Here is a 19,102-nt window from a genome sequence, read left to right as displayed (position 1 = left end):
GAAGTGAAACGCCGTAGCGCCGATGGTAGTGTGGGGCTTCCCCATGTGAGAGTAGGGAACTGCCAGGCTTTTATATCGATTATCAGACGGTGTCTGATGATAAAAGTAGCGAAGGGGCTGTCCGAAAGGACAGCCCTTTTTGCTGTGCGTAATATTCATTTTCCCCGTTATTTTGCGGAAAAAAGGAGCATTCAGACACGCTTTATATCCCGTTTTATTAATGTAATAACCTTTCTCTTACTCTCTGTTTGTGACAACATCGAGAATAACTCGTTTCCACCACACGCTTTTGCACGTTGTTTTCACTGCGTTTTACCAAATTATAACAATTTACTTGTGCCGTATGCATGAGCATGCCGCTGCACGCATTTATAACTCTTATAGGGATTTTTACTATGGCAGATGTAACACCACCGCTTGCGCAGCAACACCTAGACCCCCATGATACACGCAAGCGGATTTTCGCCATTGTGGGAGCCTCATCCGGTAACCTGGTGGAATGGTTCGATTTTTATGTCTATTCGTTCTGCGCACTCTATTTTGCCTCTGCGTTTTTCCCCAGTGGTGATACCACGACGCAACTCCTGCAAACCGCTGGCGTGTTTGCCGTCGGGTTTCTGATGCGTCCGATCGGTGGTTGGCTTTTTGGCTATATTGCTGATAAGCACGGTCGCCGCACCTCGATGCTTATCTCTGTTTGTATGATGTGCTGTGGCTCATTCGTTATCGCCTGTTTGCCGACTTATAGCGTGATTGGCCATTGGGCACCGGCTTTGTTGCTGCTGGCCCGTTTGTTTCAGGGACTCTCTGTTGGCGGCGAGTATGGCACCAGCGCAACCTACATGAGTGAAGTTGCCGTTGAGGGCAAGCGCGGGTTTTATGCCTCCTTTCAATATGTCACGTTGATCGGTGGGCAGTTATTGGCGCTGTTGGTGTTGGTTATCCTGCAACAGTGGCTCAGCACTGAAGAACTGAAAGCCTGGGGATGGCGTATTCCTTTTGCATTGGGTGGACTGCTGGCGATTGTGGCGCTATACCTGCGGCGTTCGCTGCATGAAACAGCGAGCACCACCTCTCGCCAGCGCAAAGATGCGGGAACGCTTTCTGGTTTGTGGCGCAATCGGCGTGCTTTTATGATTGTGCTGGGCTTTACCGCCGCAGGGTCGTTGAGCTTTTATACCTACACCACCTACATGCAGAAGTATCTGGTGAATACGGCGGGTATGGATGCAAAAACCGCAAGTGGAGTGATGACGGGCGCTTTGGTGATATTCATGTTGCTACAACCGCTGTTTGGCGCGTTGTCGGATAAAATCGGGCGCCGTACCATGATGATCATTTTTGGTTCGATGGCCGCGTTGTTTACCGTTCCGATCCTCAGCGCTTTGCAGAATGTGACAAACCCCTATGCGGCGTTTGGCATTATCGTGATGGCGTTGATGATCATCAGTTTTTACACCTCGATCAGCGGTGTGCTGAAAGCAGAAATGTTTCCGCCAGAGGTGCGTGCGCTGGGCGTGGGACTGTCCTATGCGATAGGCAACGCGTTGTTTGGCGGTTCGGCTGAGTATGTCGCGCTGTCGCTGAAATCAGCGGGTATCGAAACAACGTTCTTCTGGTATGTCTCTGCCATGTGCCTGATGGCGATGTTTGTTTCTCTGCTGCTGCACAGAAAAGGGAAAGAAGTACAGATGTAAACGGCGCTGCACGGGGCACAGGATGAAGATTATTCAACTTCGGCCTGTGCGCTGTACAAGCAAGGGAAAACTGGTTATCTTCATGCATCTGGATGTCTAAACGTATAAACGTATAAACGGTTGCAGTGAGGTGTAGTGTCATGCCAATTCGGATCCCTGATGAGTTACCTGCGGTAAGTTTTTTGCGCAATGAGAATGTGTTCGTCATGACCACTTCTCGTGCCAGCACTCAGGAGATTCGTCCGCTGAAGGTGTTAGTGTTGAACCTTATGCCGAAGAAGATTGAGACAGAAAACCAGTTCCTGCGCCTGCTCTCCAACTCGCCGTTGCAGATCGATATCCAACTGCTGCGCATTGATAGCCGTGAGTCCAAAAACACGCCTACTGAACATCTCAATAACTTTTACTGTGACTTCGAGGATATTGAGAACGAGAACTTCGATGGTCTGATTGTCACCGGTGCGCCGCTGGGTCTGGTGGATTTCTGCGATGTGGTTTACTGGCCACAGATAGCAAAAGTGATTGATTGGGCAAAGGATCATGTGACGTCTACCTTGTTTGTCTGTTGGGCGGTGCAGGCTGGATTAAATCTGCTGTATGGCATTCCGAAAATGACCCGCAGCAAGAAGCTTTCTGGCGTGTATACGCATCACACGGTGCAGCAGCATGCGTTGCTTACCCGTGGTTTTGATGAAACCTTCCTGGCCCCCCATTCGCGCTACGCTGATTTCCCCACGGATATTATTCGTCAGTACGCCGATTTAGATATTCTGGTTGAGTCTGATGAGGCCGGTGCTTATCTGTTTGCCAGTAAAGATAAGCGTCAGGTGTTCGTCACCGGACACCCTGAATATGATGCGCATACCCTTGCCAGCGAATTCTTTCGTGACCGCGATGCGGGCTTGAACCCGACCGTACCGTTGAATTATTTCCCTGACGACAATCCTGAGAACGCGCCAAAAGCGAGCTGGCGCAGCCACGGGCATTTGTTGTTTGCTAACTGGCTCAACTATTGCGTCTATCAGATCACACCGTTCGATCTGCGTCGTATGAATCCAACGCTGGACTAAGAACCTCCTGCCGTTTTACTCAGGGTGCCTATTGGCACCCTTTTTTATGCTTGCTCGTTTCTGTTGAAAATCATTTCCCTGATTTTTTCATGTTTTTATTCATGTAAATCAGAATGATAAATTGTTTATTTAATAAAAATGGAAATCGTTTTTGATTTTTAATGTAATTGGATTACGCTTAATTCTGTTGGTTGAAAATTTCGCCCCTTGATAACCCCTCTCTGTTAACAGGGAGCGTGGCCCTGAGAAAAGGAACCCGAGAGATGACACAGCAGACAATAAGCCGTGAGTTGGCATTCAGTGAACGTTTTGGCATGGCAGAGCAGAGCATTCTGACAGAAGAGGCCACCGATTTTTTGGCGGGGTTGGTCAACCGTTTCTTGTTGCCAAGGAACGGATTGCTGTTGGAAAGACAGCTACAGCAGCAGAAGATCGATGCAGGTGAATTGCCAGATTTTATTTCGGAAACGGCTTCCATTCGCAATGCGGACTGGACTATTCGAGGTATCCCGGCGGATTTACAGGATCGCCGCGTGGAGATCACCGGGCCTGTCGAACGGAAGATGATCATCAATGCCCTGAACGCGAACGTGAAAGTGTTTATGGCGGATTTTGAAGATTCGCTGTCTCCTTCATGGGAAAAGGTGATCGACGGCCAGCTCAATTTGCGCGATGCGGTGCGAGGCACCATCTCTTACGTCAATGATGAAGGCAAGATTTATCAGCTTAAACCGAATCCAGCCGTGCTGATTTGTCGGGTGCGCGGTCTGCACCTGCCGGAAAAACATGTCACCTGGCAGGGCGAAGCGATTCCCGGTGGGTTGTTCGATTTCGCGCTCTACTTTTACCATAACTATCAAGCCTTGCTGGCAAAAGGCAGTGGCCCCTATTTTTATCTGCCTAAGCTGCAATCCTGGCGCGAAGCGGCCTGGTGGAGCGAGGTATTCAGCTATACCGAAGATCGCTTTGATTTGCCGCGCGGCACCATCAAGGCCACGGTGCTGATTGAAACGCTGCCAGCGGTGTTCCAGATGGATGAGATTCTGCATGCGCTGCGCGACCACATTGTCGGGCTGAATTGCGGCCGTTGGGATTACATCTTCAGCTATATCAAGACATTGAAAAACCATGCCGATCGCGTATTGCCTGACCGGCAGTCCGTCACCATGGATAAGCCCTTCCTCAATGCCTATTCACGTTTGCTCATCAAAACCTGTCACCGTCGTGGCGCTTTCGCGATGGGCGGGATGGCCGCGTTTATTCCCAGCAAAGAGCCGGCGCGTCATCAGTGGGTGTTGGAAAAAGTGCGTCAGGACAAGGCGTTAGAAGCGAAAAATGGCCATGACGGCACCTGGATTGCACACCCCGGCCTGGCGGATACCGTGATGGCGGTTTTTGACGATGCGTTGGGTGAACGCGTCAATCAGCTTGAGGTGAGCCGGGAGAACGATGCGCCGATTGGCGCCGCAGAATTGCTGGCACCTTGCCCCGGTGAGCGCACCGAAGCGGGGATGCGCGCCAATATTCGCGTCGCAGTGCAGTACATCGAAGCCTGGATCTCTGGCAATGGCTGCGTACCGATTTACGGGCTGATGGAGGATGCGGCGACGGCAGAAATTTCCCGCACCTCGATTTGGCAGTGGATCCACCACGGCAAAACGTTGAGCGATGGACAAGTGGTTACCAAAGCCCTGTTCCAGCGCATGCTGGCAGAAGAGATGCTGGTGATTCAGGAGGAATTAGGCGAGGCGCGTTTTAGCGGTGGACGCTTTGACGAAGCGGCGCGTCTGATGGATCAGATAACCACACAAGACAAACTGATCGATTTCCTGACGTTGCCAGGTTACACCCTGCTCGACTAACCGTGCTTGATAAATAGGACACCTCATAATGACAACCTCTCGTACTCAACAAATTGAACAACTGCAACAAGAATGGAAAAGCGAACGTTGGGCCGGTATTAAACGTCCCTACAGTGCCGAGGATGTGATCACCCTGCGCGGTTCGTTGAATCCGGAATCGACGCTGGCCCAGCACGGTGCCGCCAAACTGTGGGCGCTGTTGCACGGCAGCGCGCGCAAAGGCTATGTGAATTGCCTCGGCGCTTTGACCGGTGGGCAGGCGTTACAGCAGGCGAAAGCGGGTATTGAAGCGATCTATCTTTCTGGCTGGCAGGTGGCGGCGGATGCGAATTTAGCCTCCAGCATGTATCCGGATCAGTCGCTCTATCCGGCGAACTCGGTGCCTGCGGTGGTGGCACGTATCAACAACACGTTCCGCCGTGCCGATCAGATTCAATGGGCCAACCGTATTGAACCCAATGACGCTCGCCATGTGGATTATTTCCTGCCGATCGTCGCGGATGCGGAAGCCGGTTTCGGCGGGGTGCTGAATGCCTTTGAGCTGATGAAATCGATGATTGAAGCCGGGGCGGCGGCGGTCCATTTTGAGGACCAACTGGCCTCGGTGAAGAAGTGCGGGCATATGGGTGGCAAAGTGCTGGTGCCGACGCAGGAGGCGATTCAGAAACTGGTGGCCGCGCGTCTCGCGGCGGACGTCATGGGCGTCCCGACATTAGTGGTCGCACGCACCGACGCCGATGCCGCCGATCTGCTGACGTCAGACTGCGACCCTTACGATCGCGAGTTCGTGACTGGTGAGCGCACCGTGGAGGGATTCTACCGCACCCACGCCGGTATCGAGCAGGCCATCAGCCGCGGTTTGGCCTACGCGCCCTACGCCGATCTGGTGTGGTGTGAAACCTCAACGCCGGATTTGGCGCTGGCACAGCGCTTTGCCGACGCCATTCATCGTCAATATCCCGGCAAGTTGCTGGCCTACAACTGTTCTCCCTCCTTCAACTGGAAGAAGAATCTGGATGATGCCACCATCGCGCGCTTCCAGGATGCACTGTCGGAAATGGGCTACAAATACCAGTTTATTACGCTGGCGGGCATTCACAGCATGTGGTTCAACATGTTCGATCTGGCCCATGCGTATGCGCAGGGCGAGGGGATGAAACACTACGTGGAAAAAGTCCAGCAGCCGGAATTTGCCGCTATCAACCGGGGCTACACCTTCTCCTCTCACCAGCAGGAAGTGGGGACTGGCTACTTTGACAAAGTGACCACCATTATTCAGGGCGGGGCTTCGTCAGTGACCGCGTTGACCGGTTCGACGGAAGAACAGCAATTCTGATCCTCATCGGCCAGCCAACAGGCTGGCGTTGAGATACCGGATATGCTTTTTCTGTATGCCCGAGTTTCCTGGCGAATCGCGCCGAGGGGCGCTCCGACGGCCAAGGCCGTTACGACCCCATCGCCGCACTTCACCTAACAACGGGCTTCGTCATCAGTCTGACGGCCAGTCAACAGGCTGGCCGTTGTTGCGGAGCACATCATGAGGCGTAATCTGGAGCAACTGGTGGCACAGACCATTCTGCAAGGATTCGATGCGCAGTATGGCCGCTTTTTAGAGGTGACCGCCGGCGCGCAGCAGCGTTTCGAACAGGCTGACTGGCAGGCGGTGCAGCAGGCGATGAAGCAGCGTATCCACCTTTACGACCACCACGTTGGGCTGGTGGTGGAGCAGTTGCGCTGTATCACCGGGCCACGCTGTTACGACGCGACGTTTCTCGCCAGCGTGAAAACTGTGTACACCACCTTGTTGCCGGACTATCCCCGTTTCGAGATTGCTGAAAGTTTCTTTAATTCCGTCTACTGCCGATTGTTCAATCATCGCGAACTCACGACGGATAAGCTGTTTGTGTTCAGTTCGCAGCCTGAGCGGCGTATGTGCGAGATATCGCGCCCGCTGTGCCGCGATATTACGCTGCGTGAAGGCTGGCATGCTACGTTGGATAAACTGCTGTCGGAATTGCCACTGCGCCTGCCGTGGGAGGATCTGACACGGGATATCGGCAATATCGTCACCAGCCTGACGCAGGCGTTTAGCGCGCAGCAGTTAGCCGAGGCGCGCTTACAGGTGGCTAACGAACTGTTTTACCGTAACAAGGCGGCGTGGCTGGTGGGCAAGCTGATATTGCCTGATGAGACGCTGCCGTTTCTGCTGCCCCTTCACCAAACCGAACAGGGCGCGTTGTTTATCGATACTTGCCTTATCAGTAAAGCGGAAGCCAGCATCGTGTTTGGTTTCGCTCGCTCCTACTTTATGGTGTATGCCCCGCAGCCGGGGGCGCTGGTGGCTTGGCTGCGGGATATCTTGCCGGGGAAAACCACGGCGGAGCTTTATTGCGCCATTGGCTGCCAAAAGCACGGCAAAACCGAGTACTACCGCGAATACCTCAACCATGTCGCCGCCTCTCATGAGCAATTCATTATTGCTCCGGGCGTTAAGGGAATGGTGATGTTGGTGTTCACTCTGCCGTCGTTCGATCGGGTATTTAAGGTGATCAAAGATCGCTTTGCGCCGCAGAAAGAGGTCAGCGCCGCGCGGGTAAGGTCCTGCTATCAGTTGGTGAAAGAACACGACCGGGTGGGGCGCATGGCGGATACCCAGGAGTATGAGAATTTCGTGATTGATAAGCGCCAGATTAGTGCAGAACTACTGGAAGAACTTTACCGTGAAGTGCCTGAAAAACTGGAGGATGTAGGCGATCAGCTCCTGATCAACCATCTCTATATGGAACGCCGTATGACGCCGCTGAACCTGTACCTGGATTGTGCATCGGTGCAGCAGCAGCGTGATGCAATTGAAGAGTATGGTAATGCTATCAAGCAGTTGGCGGCGGCCAATATCTTTCCCGGTGACATGCTGTTCAAGAATTTCGGCGTAACGCGCCACGGGCGGGTGGTGTTTTATGATTACGATGAAATTTGCTATATGACCGAGGTGAATTTCCGCGATATTCCCGCGCCGCGCTACCCGGAGGATGAGTTGGCGAGCGAGCCCTGGTACAGCGTAGCGCCGAACGATGTGTTTCCCGAGGAGTTTCGCCAATTCCTGTTTGCCGACAAGGCGCAGTTGGCGATGTTTGAGGAGATGCACCGCGAGCTGTTTTCCGCCGATTACTGGCGTCATTTGCAGGCGCGCATTCGTGACGGCTATGTGGAGGATGTCTACGCCTACCGCAGGCGGCAACGCTTTTGCGTGCGCTACGGTAAGCGTCAACAGGCCAGCTAATGCCGCTCTGGCTATAGCGCTTAGCTATAAAAATAGCGTACCACGTGGAAGAACACCGGGGCGGCGAAGCACAGCGAATCGATGCGATCCATCATGCCGCCGTGGCCTTCCAGCATAGCGCCGAAATCTTTCACGCCGCGATCGCGTTTGATGGCTGACATGCATAAGCCACCTGCAAAGCCCAACAGGGTGATCAACAGCGAGATGAAGAAGGCTGCGACCGGGCTAAACGGCGTAACCCAGAACAGCGCGGCACCGATCAGGCTGGCGCTGAGAATGCCGCCGACAAACCCTTCCACTGTTTTATTCGGGCTCAGCTTAGGCACGATAGCGCGTTTGCCCCACAGCTTGCCGAACACGTACTGCAATACATCCGAAATCTGCACCACAATCATCATGAACAGCACCAGCTTGATATTCTCACCTTCAAAGCCAGGAATGGAGATCATCAGGAGCGCAGGGGCATGACTGACGCAGTAGACGGCGATCATCAGGCTCCACTGGATCTTGGCACAGCGTTCGAGGAAGTGCGTGGTGTCGCTCGCCAGTGCCACGCGGGCGGGAATAAACAGAAAGGCGTACACCGGAATGAAAATCACAAACAGGTTGTACCATTCAATCCCCACCAGCAGATATTGCAGCGGCAGAATGATAAAGAAGCACCAGAACAGCGCTTCATGATCGCCCCGACGCGTGGGCGTCAACGTCACGCATTCGCGCAGCGCGTAAAACGACATCAGCGCAAATAACACCACGGAGCCTATCGGACCGATCAGCATGGCGATCACCGAGATGGTACACATCACCCACCAGGCGCGGATTCTGGCGTTGAGGTTGGCAATGGTGTCATTTTGCTTGCGGCGTGAAAGCATAAACCCGATCAGGCTGGCGACCATCAGCAGAATAAATAAACCGCCTAACAGCAGGAGCAATTCATTGTCGACTTTACGCATGTGACAGCGCCTCCAGCGCCTGTTTCGCCCGGTTCAGAAACTCGATTTTGGTTTCATCCTGTGCGGGGCCAGAGAGGGCCTCGCCGAAGGTGGCGCTACAAATGATGGGAACGACCAGCCTCGAGCCTTTTGGCAGCACGCGATTCAGGTTTTCTAACCAGACTGGCACCAGACGCGCATCGGGGTAACGTTGCAGCAGATGAAACAGCCCGCTCTTGAATTCGCCCAATTCGTCGCCACCACCGCGCGTGCCTTCGGGGAAAAATATCAATGACTCCTGCTTTTCCAGCACCGTTACCAGCGGGGCCAACAGATCCTCACTGGAGAACGGTGCCCCGGATTTGCGCTTACGCTCAATCAGCACCGCACCGAAGATGCGCGCAGAGAGATAGCGGCGCAGCGCGGATTTCTGCCAGTAATCGGCGGCGGCGACGGGGTGTACCCGATCGCGCATTGTTGCTGGCAGGCTGGCCCAGATCACCAAACCATCGAGATGGCTGCTGTGATTGGCGTAATAAATGGTCGGTTGTTCTACCTGCGGGGTGGCGCGCCAGCGTGCTTTGATACCGGTCAGCAAGCGACACACGGTTACCAGCAGCGCACGTACCAGCGTTTTATCGGGGCTGAATGTCATGACGGTTCTCCTGATGACAGGTCGCGGATAATCTGGCGAGTACGATGAATGCAGGTTGCTCCGGCACCCAGCAGTATCGCGGCAAGGAGGAGGGTAAAAATAGACTGTCCCCACTGTGGCACTATTGCGGCCACAATGGCACCTGCGGTGAGCAGTGCCATGCGGTGCTGTTTCGCCATGGGGCCGCTGAAGCGCTGCGCCAATTCGCAGGTGCCGCCCAGCAGGCGAATATACGCGGTTGCCAGCGCCAGCAGTGCCGCCCCCCAGCCCAGCAGCGGCGCGTAAGGGTGTTGCAGTATGCCGTAGCCGATGCCCAACAACAGCAAGGTATCGGATACGCGGTCGGGCAATTCGTTATACACCGCCCCCGCCGGACTGCGCATTCCTCCCTCAACCGCGACCATGCCGTCAAGCAGGTTACACAGTAAGCGCCCCTGAATACCGAGCGCGCCAGCGATCAACAAACCCCGTTGCAGGCCTTCGCTGTCACAGCGCCACACGATGAGAAAACAGAGCGCGCCAAGGGCGGCGAACAGAATACTGAAGAGTGAGATAGCATTGGGCGTATAACCTTTACGGCGTAAATAGCGTGCTGTCGCCGTTGCCCATCGTGTCTCGCGCGCCCGAATCGGACGGCGATCCTGGATGTCCTTTTCCATAACCCTGTGCTCGTGAAGTGAAATCGAGAGCGCACATTATAGCCAAGTTTGCAGAAATATTAACGGATTCCACCATAAGCCAGCGTGACTTCTTTGGCTGCACCGATCGCCAACGCCCCGAGTTCGGTTACGCGATCGTCCGTGATGCGGGAGATCGGGCCAGAGATGGAGATGGCGGCAAACGGTTCGCGGTGCTCGTCGAACAGACAGGCTGCGATGCAGCGTAGCCCGAGCGCGTGTTCTTCATCGTCAAAGGAGTAACCGCGTCGGCGGATTTGCGCCAAATCTTCTTTCAGATGCACCGGCGAAACCAGCGTGGCGTGAGTATAGGCATGCAATCCTTTGCGATGCAGCAGGCTGCTGACCTGATCGTCGCTCAGGTTTGCCAGAAAGGCTTTTCCCGCGCCGGAGGCGTGCATCGGAAGCTTTCCGCCAATCGGCGCAGACATGCGCATCAGCGCAGTGCACTGCACCTGGTCGATAATAATCGCCTGGTGATCGCTGTTGTCCAACACCGCCAGATTGACGGTTTCGCCCGAGGCTTCCATCAATTTACGCAACATGGGGTGCACCATGGCCAGCAGGTTGCGGCTTTGCAAAAAGCTGCTGCCGACGATAAAAGCGTGGGAGCCGATGGTCCAGAATCCCAAATCCCCCACCTGACGCACAAAGCCCTGCTGTTGCATGGTGGTCAATAAACGGTGAGTGGTGGAGTTGGGCAGACCGGCCTGCTGCGCCAGATCGGTAAGCGCGACGCTGCCGTTGGCTTGGGCAATCAGTTCCAGCAGCGTTAGCCCACGCGTCAGTGACTGCACCTGGCCTGTCGCCTGTACGTTGGTGCTGACAGCACCCCGTGGTTTTTTGCCGCGTTTGGCGGGCTCCGGTGGCGTCATATTTCGGCTCCTTTCTGTATGGTGGAATTAGTTTTCATTTTTTCCTTCGGGATTGCAACTATTCTTTAGGTTTCAGGCAGGTTAGTAGCGAAAGGCGCAAAAAAGGGGGGAAAGACTGAAAAACTCTCATGTGACGCGGAACGGGCAGATTGTTACGATAAGCAATCATAATTTGAATAATGCTAACAAGTTCGGTGGGGTCAGGGTGGCAGAGCAAAAACAGGTAACGGCGGTGAATCGGGTTGCAGCATTGCGTGAGCAACTGGCGCAGCGCATTTTGGTGCTGGATGGCGGTATGGGCACCATGATCCAAGGCTACCGGTTGCAGGAAGCCGACTATCGCGGTGAACGCTTTGCCGATTGGCACAGCGACCTGAAAGGTAACAATGACCTGCTGGTGATTACCCAACCTGCGATTATTGCTGCGATCCACGATGCCTATTTTGAGGCTGGCGCGGATATTATCGAAACCAACACCTTTAACGCTACGCCGATCGCGATGGCCGATTACGACATGGCCTCGCTGTCGGCGGAGATTAACCTGGCGGCGGCACGCCTGGCCCGCGCCAGTGCGGACAAATGGACGGCGCAAAACCCGGGCAAACCGCGCTATGTGGCAGGCGTGTTGGGCCCGACCAACCGCACGGCGTCTATCTCGCCGGATGTGAACGACCCTGCTTACCGTAATATCAGTTTCGATCAATTGGTCGATGCTTACCGGGAATCAACCCGCGCGTTGGTTGAGGGCGGTGTCGACCTCATCATGATCGAAACCATCTTTGATACCCTGAACGCTAAAGCCGCGGTGTATGCGGTAGAAACCGAATTCGAGGCGCTCGGCATTGAACTGCCGGTGATGATCTCCGGCACCATTACCGATGCCTCTGGCCGCACCCTGTCAGGGCAGACCACGGAAGCGTTTTACAACTCACTGCGCCATGCGCGCCCACTCTCTTTTGGCTTGAACTGTGCGTTGGGGCCGGATGAGCTGCGTCAATACGTGGCGGAACTGTCTCGTATCGCCGAGTGCTATGTCTCTGCTCACCCTAACGCCGGCCTGCCGAACGCGTTCGGTGAATACGATCTCGATGCCGCCGACATGGCGGTACATATTGGGGAGTGGGCGCGTGCCGGCTTCCTCAATATTGTTGGCGGGTGCTGCGGTACCACACCGCAACACATTGCTGCCATTGCCCAGGTGGTTGAAGGCGTTGCGCCGCGCCCGCTGCCGGAGATCCCGGTGGCGTGCCGCCTTGCCGGGCTGGAGCCGTTGACCATTGATGCAGCAACGCTGTTTGTTAACGTGGGTGAACGGACTAACGTAACCGGGTCGGCACGTTTCAAACGCCTGATCAAAGAGGAAAAATACGGCGAAGCGCTGGATGTTGCCCGCCAGCAGGTGGAGAGCGGCGCGCAGATTATCGACATCAACATGGACGAAGGCATGTTGGATGCCGAAGCGGCCATGGTGCGCTTTCTCAATCTGATTGCCGGTGAGCCGGATATCGCCCGCGTGCCGATCATGATCGACTCCTCCAAGTGGGAGGTGATTGAAAAAGGGCTTAAGTGCATTCAGGGCAAGGGCATCGTGAACTCCATCTCGATGAAAGAGGGGCTCGACGTCTTTATCGATCACGCGCGTCAGGTGCGGCGTTACGGTGCTGCCATGGTGGTGATGGCGTTCGATGAAGTGGGGCAGGCGGATACCCGCGCGCGCAAGATCGAGATCTGTCGCCGTGCCTACCAGATCCTGACGCAAGAGGTTGGTTTCCCGCCGGAAGACATCATCTTTGACCCGAATATTTTTGCCGTCGCCACCGGCATTGATGAGCATAACAACTACGCCGTGGACTTCATCGAAGCCTGCGCGGATATCAAGGAACAGTTGCCGCACGCGATGATCTCCGGCGGCGTCTCGAACGTGTCGTTCTCCTTTCGCGGTAACGAACCGGTGCGCGAAGCGATTCACGCCGTGTTCCTCTATTACGCGATTCGCAACGGGATGGACATGGGGATCGTCAACGCCGGTCAGTTGGCTATCTACGATGACTTGCCCGCCGAACTGCGAGATGCCGTGGAGGATGTGGTGCTCAACCGCCGTGACGATGGCACCGAGCGACTGCTGGAGATGGCAGAACGCTATCGCGGCAGCAAAACCGACGATGAGAGCAACAAAACGCAGGCGGAATGGCGCGGCTGGCCGGTGAAAAAACGGCTGGAATACGCGTTGGTTAAAGGCATTACCGAGTTTATCGAACAGGATACCGAAGAAGCGCGTCAGGAGGCTGCTCGCCCTATCGAAGTGATTGAAGGGCCGTTGATGGACGGGATGAACGTGGTGGGCGACCTGTTTGGCGCGGGGAAAATGTTCCTGCCGCAGGTGGTGAAATCTGCGCGGGTGATGAAGCAGGCGGTGGCTTACCTGCAACCCTATATTGAAGCGAGTAAAGAGAAAGGCAGCAGTGCAGGCAAGATCCTGTTAGCCACGGTCAAAGGCGATGTGCATGACATCGGCAAAAACATCGTCGGCGTGGTGTTGCAGTGCAACAACTACGAGATTATCGATCTTGGCGTGATGGTGCCGACCGAGAAAATCCTGAAGACCGCCCGCGAAGAGAACGTCGATATTATCGGCCTGTCTGGGCTGATTACCCCGTCGCTGGATGAAATGGTCAACGTGGCGAAAGAGATGCAGCGTCAGGGGTTCACGCTGCCGTTGCTGATTGGCGGCGCGACCACCTCCAAAGCGCACACTGCGGTGAAGATCGAACAGAATTACAGCGGCGCAACGGTCTATGTGCAAAACGCCTCACGTTCGGTCGGCGTGGTGTCGGCGCTGTTGTCGGATAGCCAGCGCGACGAGTTTGTGGCGCGTACCCGCAAAGAGTATGAAACCGTGCGCATTCAGCACGGACGTAAGAAACCGCGTACTCCACCGGTGACGCTGGCGGCGGCACGCGCTAACCACAATCCGCTTGATTGGGATGACTATACGCCGCCGGTCGCGCACCGCGTTGGTGTGCAGGCCGTCACCGCCAGCATTGAAACCTTGCGCAACTATATCGACTGGACGCCGTTCTTTATGACCTGGTCGCTGGCGGGCAAGTATCCGCGCATTCTGGAAGATGAGGTGGTCGGCGAAGAAGCCAAGCGCCTGTTTGCCGATGCGAATGTCATGCTTGATACCCTCAGTGAGCAGGGGACGCTGAATCCGCGCGGCGTGGTGGGCCTGTTCCCCGCTAATCGGGTAGGGGATGATGTTGAGGTGTATACCGATGAGCGTCGCGACGAGGTGCTGTTGGTGACGCATCACCTGCGTCAGCAAACGGAAAAAACGGATTTCCCCAACTACTGTCTGGCGGATTTTGTTGCGCCTAAAACCTGTGGCAAGCCGGACTATCTCGGTGCATTTGCGGTAACCGGTGGATTAGAGGAAGACGCACTGGCGGAGGCCTGGGAAGCCCAGCACGATGATTACAACAAGATCATGGTGAAAGCGCTGTCAGATCGTCTGGCAGAGGCGTTTGCGGAATATCTGCATGAGCGAGTACGCAAGGTGTATTGGGGCTATGCCACTAACGAAAACCTCAGCAACGACGAGCTGATTCGCGAGAATTACCAGGGTATTCGCCCGGCACCGGGTTATCCCGCCTGCCCGGATCACACGGAAAAAGCGCAAATCTGGCAACTGCTTGATGTGGAAACGCACACCGGCATGAAACTGACGGAATCCTACGCCATGTGGCCGGGGGCCTCGGTTTCGGGCTGGTATTTCAGTCACCCGGAAAGCAAATATTACGCCGTGGCACAGGTTCAGCGCGATCAGGTGGAAGACTACGCCGCGCGCAAAGGCATGTCAGTGGCCGATGTCGAACGCTGGCTGGCACCCAATCTGGGGTATGATGCGGATTAACGCAGTGGGTTAGGATCTTCACGGTCAGCATGCATACTGTTTGTTGGCCGTGGGACGATTTCCCAACGATGCTATCTCAATAGTGGTAGCGGCAGGCGGCAATAAGAATGGCACCCTCTGCAATGGCATAAACCAGGCGATGTTCTTCGGTTATGCGCCGGGACCAAAAACCGGACAAGTTATGTTTCAAAGGCTCTGGTTTACCCTTGCCTTCAAAAGGGGTTCTCAAGACATCTTTAATGAGTGCGTTGATCTTCTTAACCATGCGCTTATCTGCATCCTGCCAGTACAGATAATCCTCCCATGCTTCCTCAGACCACGTTAGCTTCATTCAATGATGTCCTTTTCTGTTCCTTCACCTGCTTTCAAACTTTCTATGGCGTTCATGAGCCTTTTGGCATTTGCCGGCGAGCGTAACAGATAGGCGGTTTCTTCCAGAGAGTTATACTCTTCAAGGGACATGAGAACACAGGCCTCACCGTTTTGCCGGGTAATCAATATGGGGGCGTGATCTTCCACCGTTTTCATCATGGTTGCTGATAAATTCTGGCGGGCTTCGCTGTAACTGATAGTTCTCATCATGTTCTCCTCTTTGCACCTCATCATTGTACAATGATGAGGTTTTTTTCACTAGTACTAAATAGGGTATGCACTACGTTCCGGTTTTGTGTATCTAACACCTTGATGCCCACAGCGATCCACGTGTTATATTATTTAATGAGAATTGTTATCATCTTTGTTGAAGCAGTCTCCTGTGAGTGTTAAGGTAAAGCCCTGTGGTATTCCCCCTCGACCATTTTCCCAGCCGCGCAGGCCTGATGGTGGACCCCTGACGATGATGAACGCCTACTCTCCCTCACTGCCTGAACGCCAGTTTTCCGTTGATGATTTCTTTGCCTTTGGCGAACGCTACGGGATCGACTACCGCTTCCCTGAGCTAGTCTCCAGCCGCGATCGGCGCAAAGCGCAGCGCGTGGTGGTGCAAGGCCATGTGGAAGAGATGATTCTCTCTTCTGGCATCAGCCTGACCAGTTCCGATGTGCGCGTGATGCAACCCTATGAGTCCACGTCGCTGCAAGGTTCACCGCTCTATACACTGGTGGTGCTGGGCGGCTGCATCAACCTGCGAGTGAACCAGCGAGAGTTTGTGGTGCGTGCAGGCATGGCCTTCAGCACCCGCCTTGGGGAGCAGGAGGTGATGCATGTGCGTCACGCGGTCGATCATCCGTTGCGAACTCTGGCACTGGGTATTCATCCCGGTCAACTGCAACTTCCCCCGCTGCTTGCTGCGTTACTGCATCAGTGGGAATGCCGTGACAACGCGGCCTTTCTATGGCCTGTGCCCGATTACCTGCTGGCGGGCTTGCAGCAGGCGTTATCGCCTTCGCGTGAAAATCTGGCGCGTCAGTTGATGCTGGAAGGGACGATGCTGCAACTGCTGGGTCATGGCCTGGCGCTTGACCCTGCGGGGCAGCAAGGGCGCATGATTGCGCCACCCAGTGAGCGGCGGCGGCTGGATGCGCTGCGCGATCAGTTACAGTTGCACCCGGAAAAGCCTTACACCCTGACGGCGTTAGCGCAACAGGCCGCGATGAGTCCGACCAGCCTGCGCAATAAATTCCGCCAAGCCTACGGGATCTCGGTATTTGATTTCCTACGCAACAGCCGGCTGGCGCTGGCTTATCGTTTGCTGGAACAGGGCCATCCGGTCCAGCAGGCTGCCTGGATGTCGGGATATCAACATGCCACCAATCTTGCCACCGCCTTTCGACGTCACTACGGCATCGCTCCCAGCGATGTCCCTTTCTCCCCGCGGCGCACATAGCGTTTAAGTCTGGTTTATTCCACCCCAGGTTCCCTGCCGCGCGCACCTTTGTCATGGCGCATACATAACCCGTCAGCGCGCATAGCTTGCTCTTGCATGAAAACGGTAATAATTCGCATTTACAAGTTCAGGTGAGGCGGAGAAGGGCATGTTGAGAAAAACACAGTTAGCGCTGATGGTCGGCTATCTGGCAAGCGGGTTTGCCGGAAGCGTTCTCGCGCAGGATAGCGTTAATTCAGCAACGGACAATTCGACAACGAACAGTGCGGCAACGAATAAACCGGATACGCTGATTGTCAGCTCTCAGGTGCAAAGCGGGGCCACCAAGCTGGCTACGCCCGATATTGAAACGCCGCAGTCTGTTTCAATTATTACGCGCGAACAGATGCTACAGCAGGGCGCAACCAATGTGCGTCAGGCGCTGGGCTATACGCCGGGTGTCTACAACAATCAGGTGGGTGGCACCAACCGCTTTGACTACATCGTGATGCGCGGTTTTTCCGACGGCAGCCTGGATAACGTGTTCCTCGACGGGCTGAAAATCATGGGGGATACCAACTCGCACAGCTCGCTGGTGGTTGACCCCTGGTTCCTTGAAAGTATGGAAGTGGTGCGCGGTCCGGCCTCGGTGCTGTATGGGCGCGCCTCTCCGGGGGGCATCGTGGCGCTGAGTTCACGCCGCCCGGCCTTTGAGCAAAGCGGACAAATCAAACTGTTCGCCGGTAACAATGCACAGCGCGGTGCCGCCTTTGATGTGACTGGGCCCCTGGACGATGACGATCGCGTGGCATTCCGCCTCGGCGGGATCGTGCGTAAAGCGGATACGCAGTTCACTACCAAAGAAGAGCGCTACGCCCTGATGCCCAGTTTGACCTGGCGCATCAGCGATAAAACCCGTCTGGATCTGATGGCGTATCTGCATCGCGATCCGGAAGGGGGCAGCCACTCGGGTGTACCGTATGAAGGTTCGGTGGTGCCGCACAATGGTCGCTATATCTCAAACGGCTTCTACGATGGCGAGAAGAACGTCGAGAAATACGATCGTCGCCAGAATATGGTCGGTTACAACATTGAGCACAATTTTGACAGCGGCTGGTCGGTGCGCCAGAAAGTGCGTTATCTGCAAAGCCGGGTGCATCTGGATCAGGTCTATGGCTACGGTTGGTCGGGAAATAGCGATGAACTGATCCGCTACTACCAAGGCGCGCGTGAAAAACTTAAAGCCTGGACCTTGGATAACCAACTGGATGGCAGCGTCGATACTGGGGTGCTGAATCACCGTTTGTTAGTGGGGATGGATTATCAGCAGCGTCAAAATGACGTCAACTGGCCGACAGGTGTTTTCCCTAACCTTGATGCCTTCAATCCGGTGTACGGCGCGGGCGCGCTAGGCTGGGATGCTCCTACCCGTGAAAAGCACAAGCTGCAACAAACCGGCTTCTACGCGCAGGATCAGATTTCCCTGGATCGCTGGCGTCTGACGCTGGGTGGCCGTTATGACACGGTTAAAATCTCAAGCACCAACCAAACCACCGAGGCGCGTAGCGAACTGGACCAAGGGCATTTCAGCGAACGTGCGGCGCTGCTTTACCTGTTTGATAACGGCGTTGCCCCTTACGTCAGCTACTCCACGGCATTTACGCCCACCAACTTTACCGATGCCAGCGGTAACCTGCTCAAGCCGATGGAAGGCAAACAGTGGGAAACCGGGCTGAAATATCAACCCGTCGGTACGCAGGATCAGTACAGCGTCTCCCTGTATCGCATCAACCAGACCAACGTGGCGACGAAAACCCAGCCGAGCGATCCTTACCGGGCCATTGGTGAGATTGAATCGGAAGGGATAGAGCTGGAAGCGTTAACCCATATCACCGATAACCTCAGCGTTCAGGCGGCCTACAGCTATAACGACATTCGCTACAAGAAAAGCGGCATCGCCAGTGAGCAAGGCCAGCGCGCCGTGTATGCGCCGCGCAACCAGCTCAGTGCCTGGGTGAGCTATGACGTCACGAACGGCGTATTGGACGGCTTAACGCTGGGAAGCGGCGTGCGCTACGTGAACGGCGTGGTGAGCGATCGTGCCAACACCCATACCTTGCCGTCTTACACGCTGGTGGATATGGCGGTGGGTTACGATCTCTCCAAGGTTGGCTTAAAAGGGCTGAGCGCGCAGTTGAACGTCAACAACCTGACGGACAAACGCTATGTTGGTGCCTGTAACTCACTGGATTACTGCTACTTTGGCGCAGAGCGCAGCGTGGTAGGCAGCCTGTCTTACGCTTTCTGATTGCTTTCTCTGATAGCTTCCTTCCCCGA

General features: G+C 55.1%; 15 protein-coding genes. 9 read left to right on the top strand and 6 right to left on the bottom strand.

Annotated features, from left to right (window positions below):
* The 6 genes from J5067_RS22410 to aceK all read left to right on the top strand — a co-directional run.
* On the top strand, window positions 1-351 hold a 351-nt coding region (locus tag J5067_RS22410), incomplete at its 5' end, for a hypothetical protein (RefSeq protein ID WP_264652055.1).
* Between the two features lie 44 nt (window positions 352-395).
* Window positions 396-1,697 carry an MFS family transporter gene (locus J5067_RS22405; protein ID WP_264644386.1) on the top strand — a complete coding sequence of 434 codons (1,302 nt, stop codon included), beginning with the start codon at window positions 396-398 and terminating at the stop codon, window positions 1,695-1,697.
* A gap of 140 nt (window positions 1,698-1,837) precedes the next feature.
* Window positions 1,838-2,767, top strand: coding sequence for a homoserine O-succinyltransferase (metA, locus tag J5067_RS22400; protein WP_264644387.1), 930 nt, complete (start codon window positions 1,838-1,840; stop codon window positions 2,765-2,767).
* A 263-nt stretch (window positions 2,768-3,030) separates the two neighbouring features.
* Window positions 3,031-4,629, top strand: coding sequence for a malate synthase A (gene aceB, locus J5067_RS22395; RefSeq protein WP_264652054.1), 1,599 nt, complete (start codon window positions 3,031-3,033; stop codon window positions 4,627-4,629).
* A gap of 28 nt (window positions 4,630-4,657) precedes the next feature.
* Window positions 4,658-5,965 (top strand): isocitrate lyase, encoded by a 1,308-nt coding sequence (gene aceA / locus J5067_RS22390; RefSeq protein WP_264644389.1) that lies wholly within the window; start codon window positions 4,658-4,660, stop codon window positions 5,963-5,965.
* 201 nt (window positions 5,966-6,166) lie between these two features.
* Window positions 6,167-7,909, top strand: coding sequence for a bifunctional isocitrate dehydrogenase kinase/phosphatase (aceK, locus tag J5067_RS22385; protein WP_264644390.1), 1,743 nt, complete (start codon window positions 6,167-6,169; stop codon window positions 7,907-7,909).
* Window positions 7,910-7,929: 20 nt separating this feature from the next.
* Here the strand turns inward: aceK and J5067_RS22380 are convergent, their stop codons facing one another.
* Genes J5067_RS22380 through iclR form a run of 4 tightly spaced genes read right to left on the bottom strand, consistent with a single transcriptional unit; the run spans window position 7,930 to window position 11,048 of the window.
* A complete protein-coding gene (locus J5067_RS22380) occupies window positions 7,930-8,862 on the bottom strand; it encodes a phosphatidate cytidylyltransferase (RefSeq protein WP_264652053.1) in 933 nt (310 codons plus the stop codon).
* The gene (locus J5067_RS22375; protein WP_264652052.1) at window positions 8,855-9,496 is read right to left on the bottom strand and encodes a lysophospholipid acyltransferase family protein; all 642 of its coding nucleotides are present in this window, start codon (window positions 9,494-9,496) and stop codon (window positions 8,855-8,857) included. Before J5067_RS22375 ends, J5067_RS22380 begins: the two co-directional genes overlap by 8 nt.
* A complete protein-coding gene (locus tag J5067_RS22370) occupies window positions 9,493-10,155 on the bottom strand; it encodes a CDP-alcohol phosphatidyltransferase family protein (protein WP_264628491.1) in 663 nt (220 codons plus the stop codon). Before J5067_RS22370 ends, J5067_RS22375 begins: the two co-directional genes overlap by 4 nt.
* A 59-nt stretch (window positions 10,156-10,214) precedes the next feature.
* Window positions 10,215-11,048 (bottom strand): glyoxylate bypass operon transcriptional repressor IclR, encoded by an 834-nt coding sequence (gene iclR / locus J5067_RS22365; RefSeq protein WP_264644394.1) that lies wholly within the window; start codon window positions 11,046-11,048, stop codon window positions 10,215-10,217.
* 205 nt (window positions 11,049-11,253) lie between these two features.
* Here iclR and metH point away from each other — a divergent pair, with 205 nt between their 5' ends.
* Window positions 11,254-14,961, top strand: a complete 3,708-nt coding sequence (gene metH, locus J5067_RS22360) for a methionine synthase (RefSeq protein ID WP_264652051.1) — start codon at window positions 11,254-11,256, stop codon at window positions 14,959-14,961.
* A gap of 76 nt (window positions 14,962-15,037) precedes the next feature.
* On the opposite strand, the gene J5067_RS22355 is transcribed toward metH, so the two are convergent.
* Entirely contained in the window at window positions 15,038-15,292 is a 255-nt protein-coding gene (locus J5067_RS22355) for a Txe/YoeB family addiction module toxin (RefSeq protein ID WP_264652050.1), read from the bottom strand.
* A complete protein-coding gene (yefM, locus tag J5067_RS22350; RefSeq protein WP_196908014.1) occupies window positions 15,289-15,540 on the bottom strand; it encodes a YoeB-YefM toxin-antitoxin system antitoxin YefM in 252 nt (83 codons plus the stop codon). Before yefM ends, J5067_RS22355 begins: the two co-directional genes overlap by 4 nt.
* A gap of 256 nt (window positions 15,541-15,796) precedes the next feature.
* Here yefM and J5067_RS22345 point away from each other — a divergent pair, with 256 nt between their 5' ends.
* Both J5067_RS22345 and J5067_RS22340 read left to right on the top strand, forming a co-directional pair.
* A complete protein-coding gene (locus J5067_RS22345) occupies window positions 15,797-16,786 on the top strand; it encodes an AraC family transcriptional regulator (protein ID WP_264652049.1) in 990 nt (329 codons plus the stop codon).
* Between the two features lie 148 nt (window positions 16,787-16,934).
* Complete coding sequence (locus J5067_RS22340; RefSeq protein ID WP_264652048.1) at window positions 16,935-19,073, top strand: TonB-dependent siderophore receptor; 2,139 nt, start codon at window positions 16,935-16,937, stop codon at window positions 19,071-19,073.
* Window positions 19,074-19,102 lie beyond the last annotated feature (29 nt).

Source organism: Candidatus Symbiopectobacterium sp. NZEC151 (assembly GCF_025962655.1).
Classification (GTDB): Bacteria; Pseudomonadota; Gammaproteobacteria; order Enterobacterales; family Enterobacteriaceae; genus Symbiopectobacterium.
The sequence above is the reverse complement of the archived record's forward strand: the minus strand, read 5'-3'. Positions and strand labels throughout refer to the sequence as shown.

Coding starts and splice junctions, on each gene's coding strand:
- J5067_RS22380 (WP_264652053.1), bottom strand. CDS start 8,862: ATGCGTAAAGTCGACAATGAATTGCTCCTGCTGTTAGGCGGTTTATTT.
- J5067_RS22370 (WP_264628491.1), bottom strand. CDS start 10,155: ATGGAAAAGGACATCCAGGATCGCCGTCCGATTCGGGCGCGCGAGACA.
- J5067_RS22375 (WP_264652052.1), bottom strand. CDS start 9,496: ATGACATTCAGCCCCGATAAAACGCTGGTACGTGCGCTGCTGGTAACC.
- J5067_RS22340 (WP_264652048.1), top strand. CDS start 16,935: ATGTTGAGAAAAACACAGTTAGCGCTGATGGTCGGCTATCTGGCAAGC.
- aceB (WP_264652054.1), top strand. CDS start 3,031: ATGACACAGCAGACAATAAGCCGTGAGTTGGCATTCAGTGAACGTTTT.
- aceK (WP_264644390.1), top strand. CDS start 6,167: ATGAGGCGTAATCTGGAGCAACTGGTGGCACAGACCATTCTGCAAGGA.
- metA (WP_264644387.1), top strand. CDS start 1,838: ATGCCAATTCGGATCCCTGATGAGTTACCTGCGGTAAGTTTTTTGCGC.
- J5067_RS22355 (WP_264652050.1), bottom strand. CDS start 15,292: ATGAAGCTAACGTGGTCTGAGGAAGCATGGGAGGATTATCTGTACTGG.
- yefM (WP_196908014.1), bottom strand. CDS start 15,540: ATGAGAACTATCAGTTACAGCGAAGCCCGCCAGAATTTATCAGCAACC.
- J5067_RS22345 (WP_264652049.1), top strand. CDS start 15,797: ATGATGAACGCCTACTCTCCCTCACTGCCTGAACGCCAGTTTTCCGTT.
- iclR (WP_264644394.1), bottom strand. CDS start 11,048: ATGACGCCACCGGAGCCCGCCAAACGCGGCAAAAAACCACGGGGTGCT.
- J5067_RS22405 (WP_264644386.1), top strand. CDS start 396: ATGGCAGATGTAACACCACCGCTTGCGCAGCAACACCTAGACCCCCAT.
- aceA (WP_264644389.1), top strand. CDS start 4,658: ATGACAACCTCTCGTACTCAACAAATTGAACAACTGCAACAAGAATGG.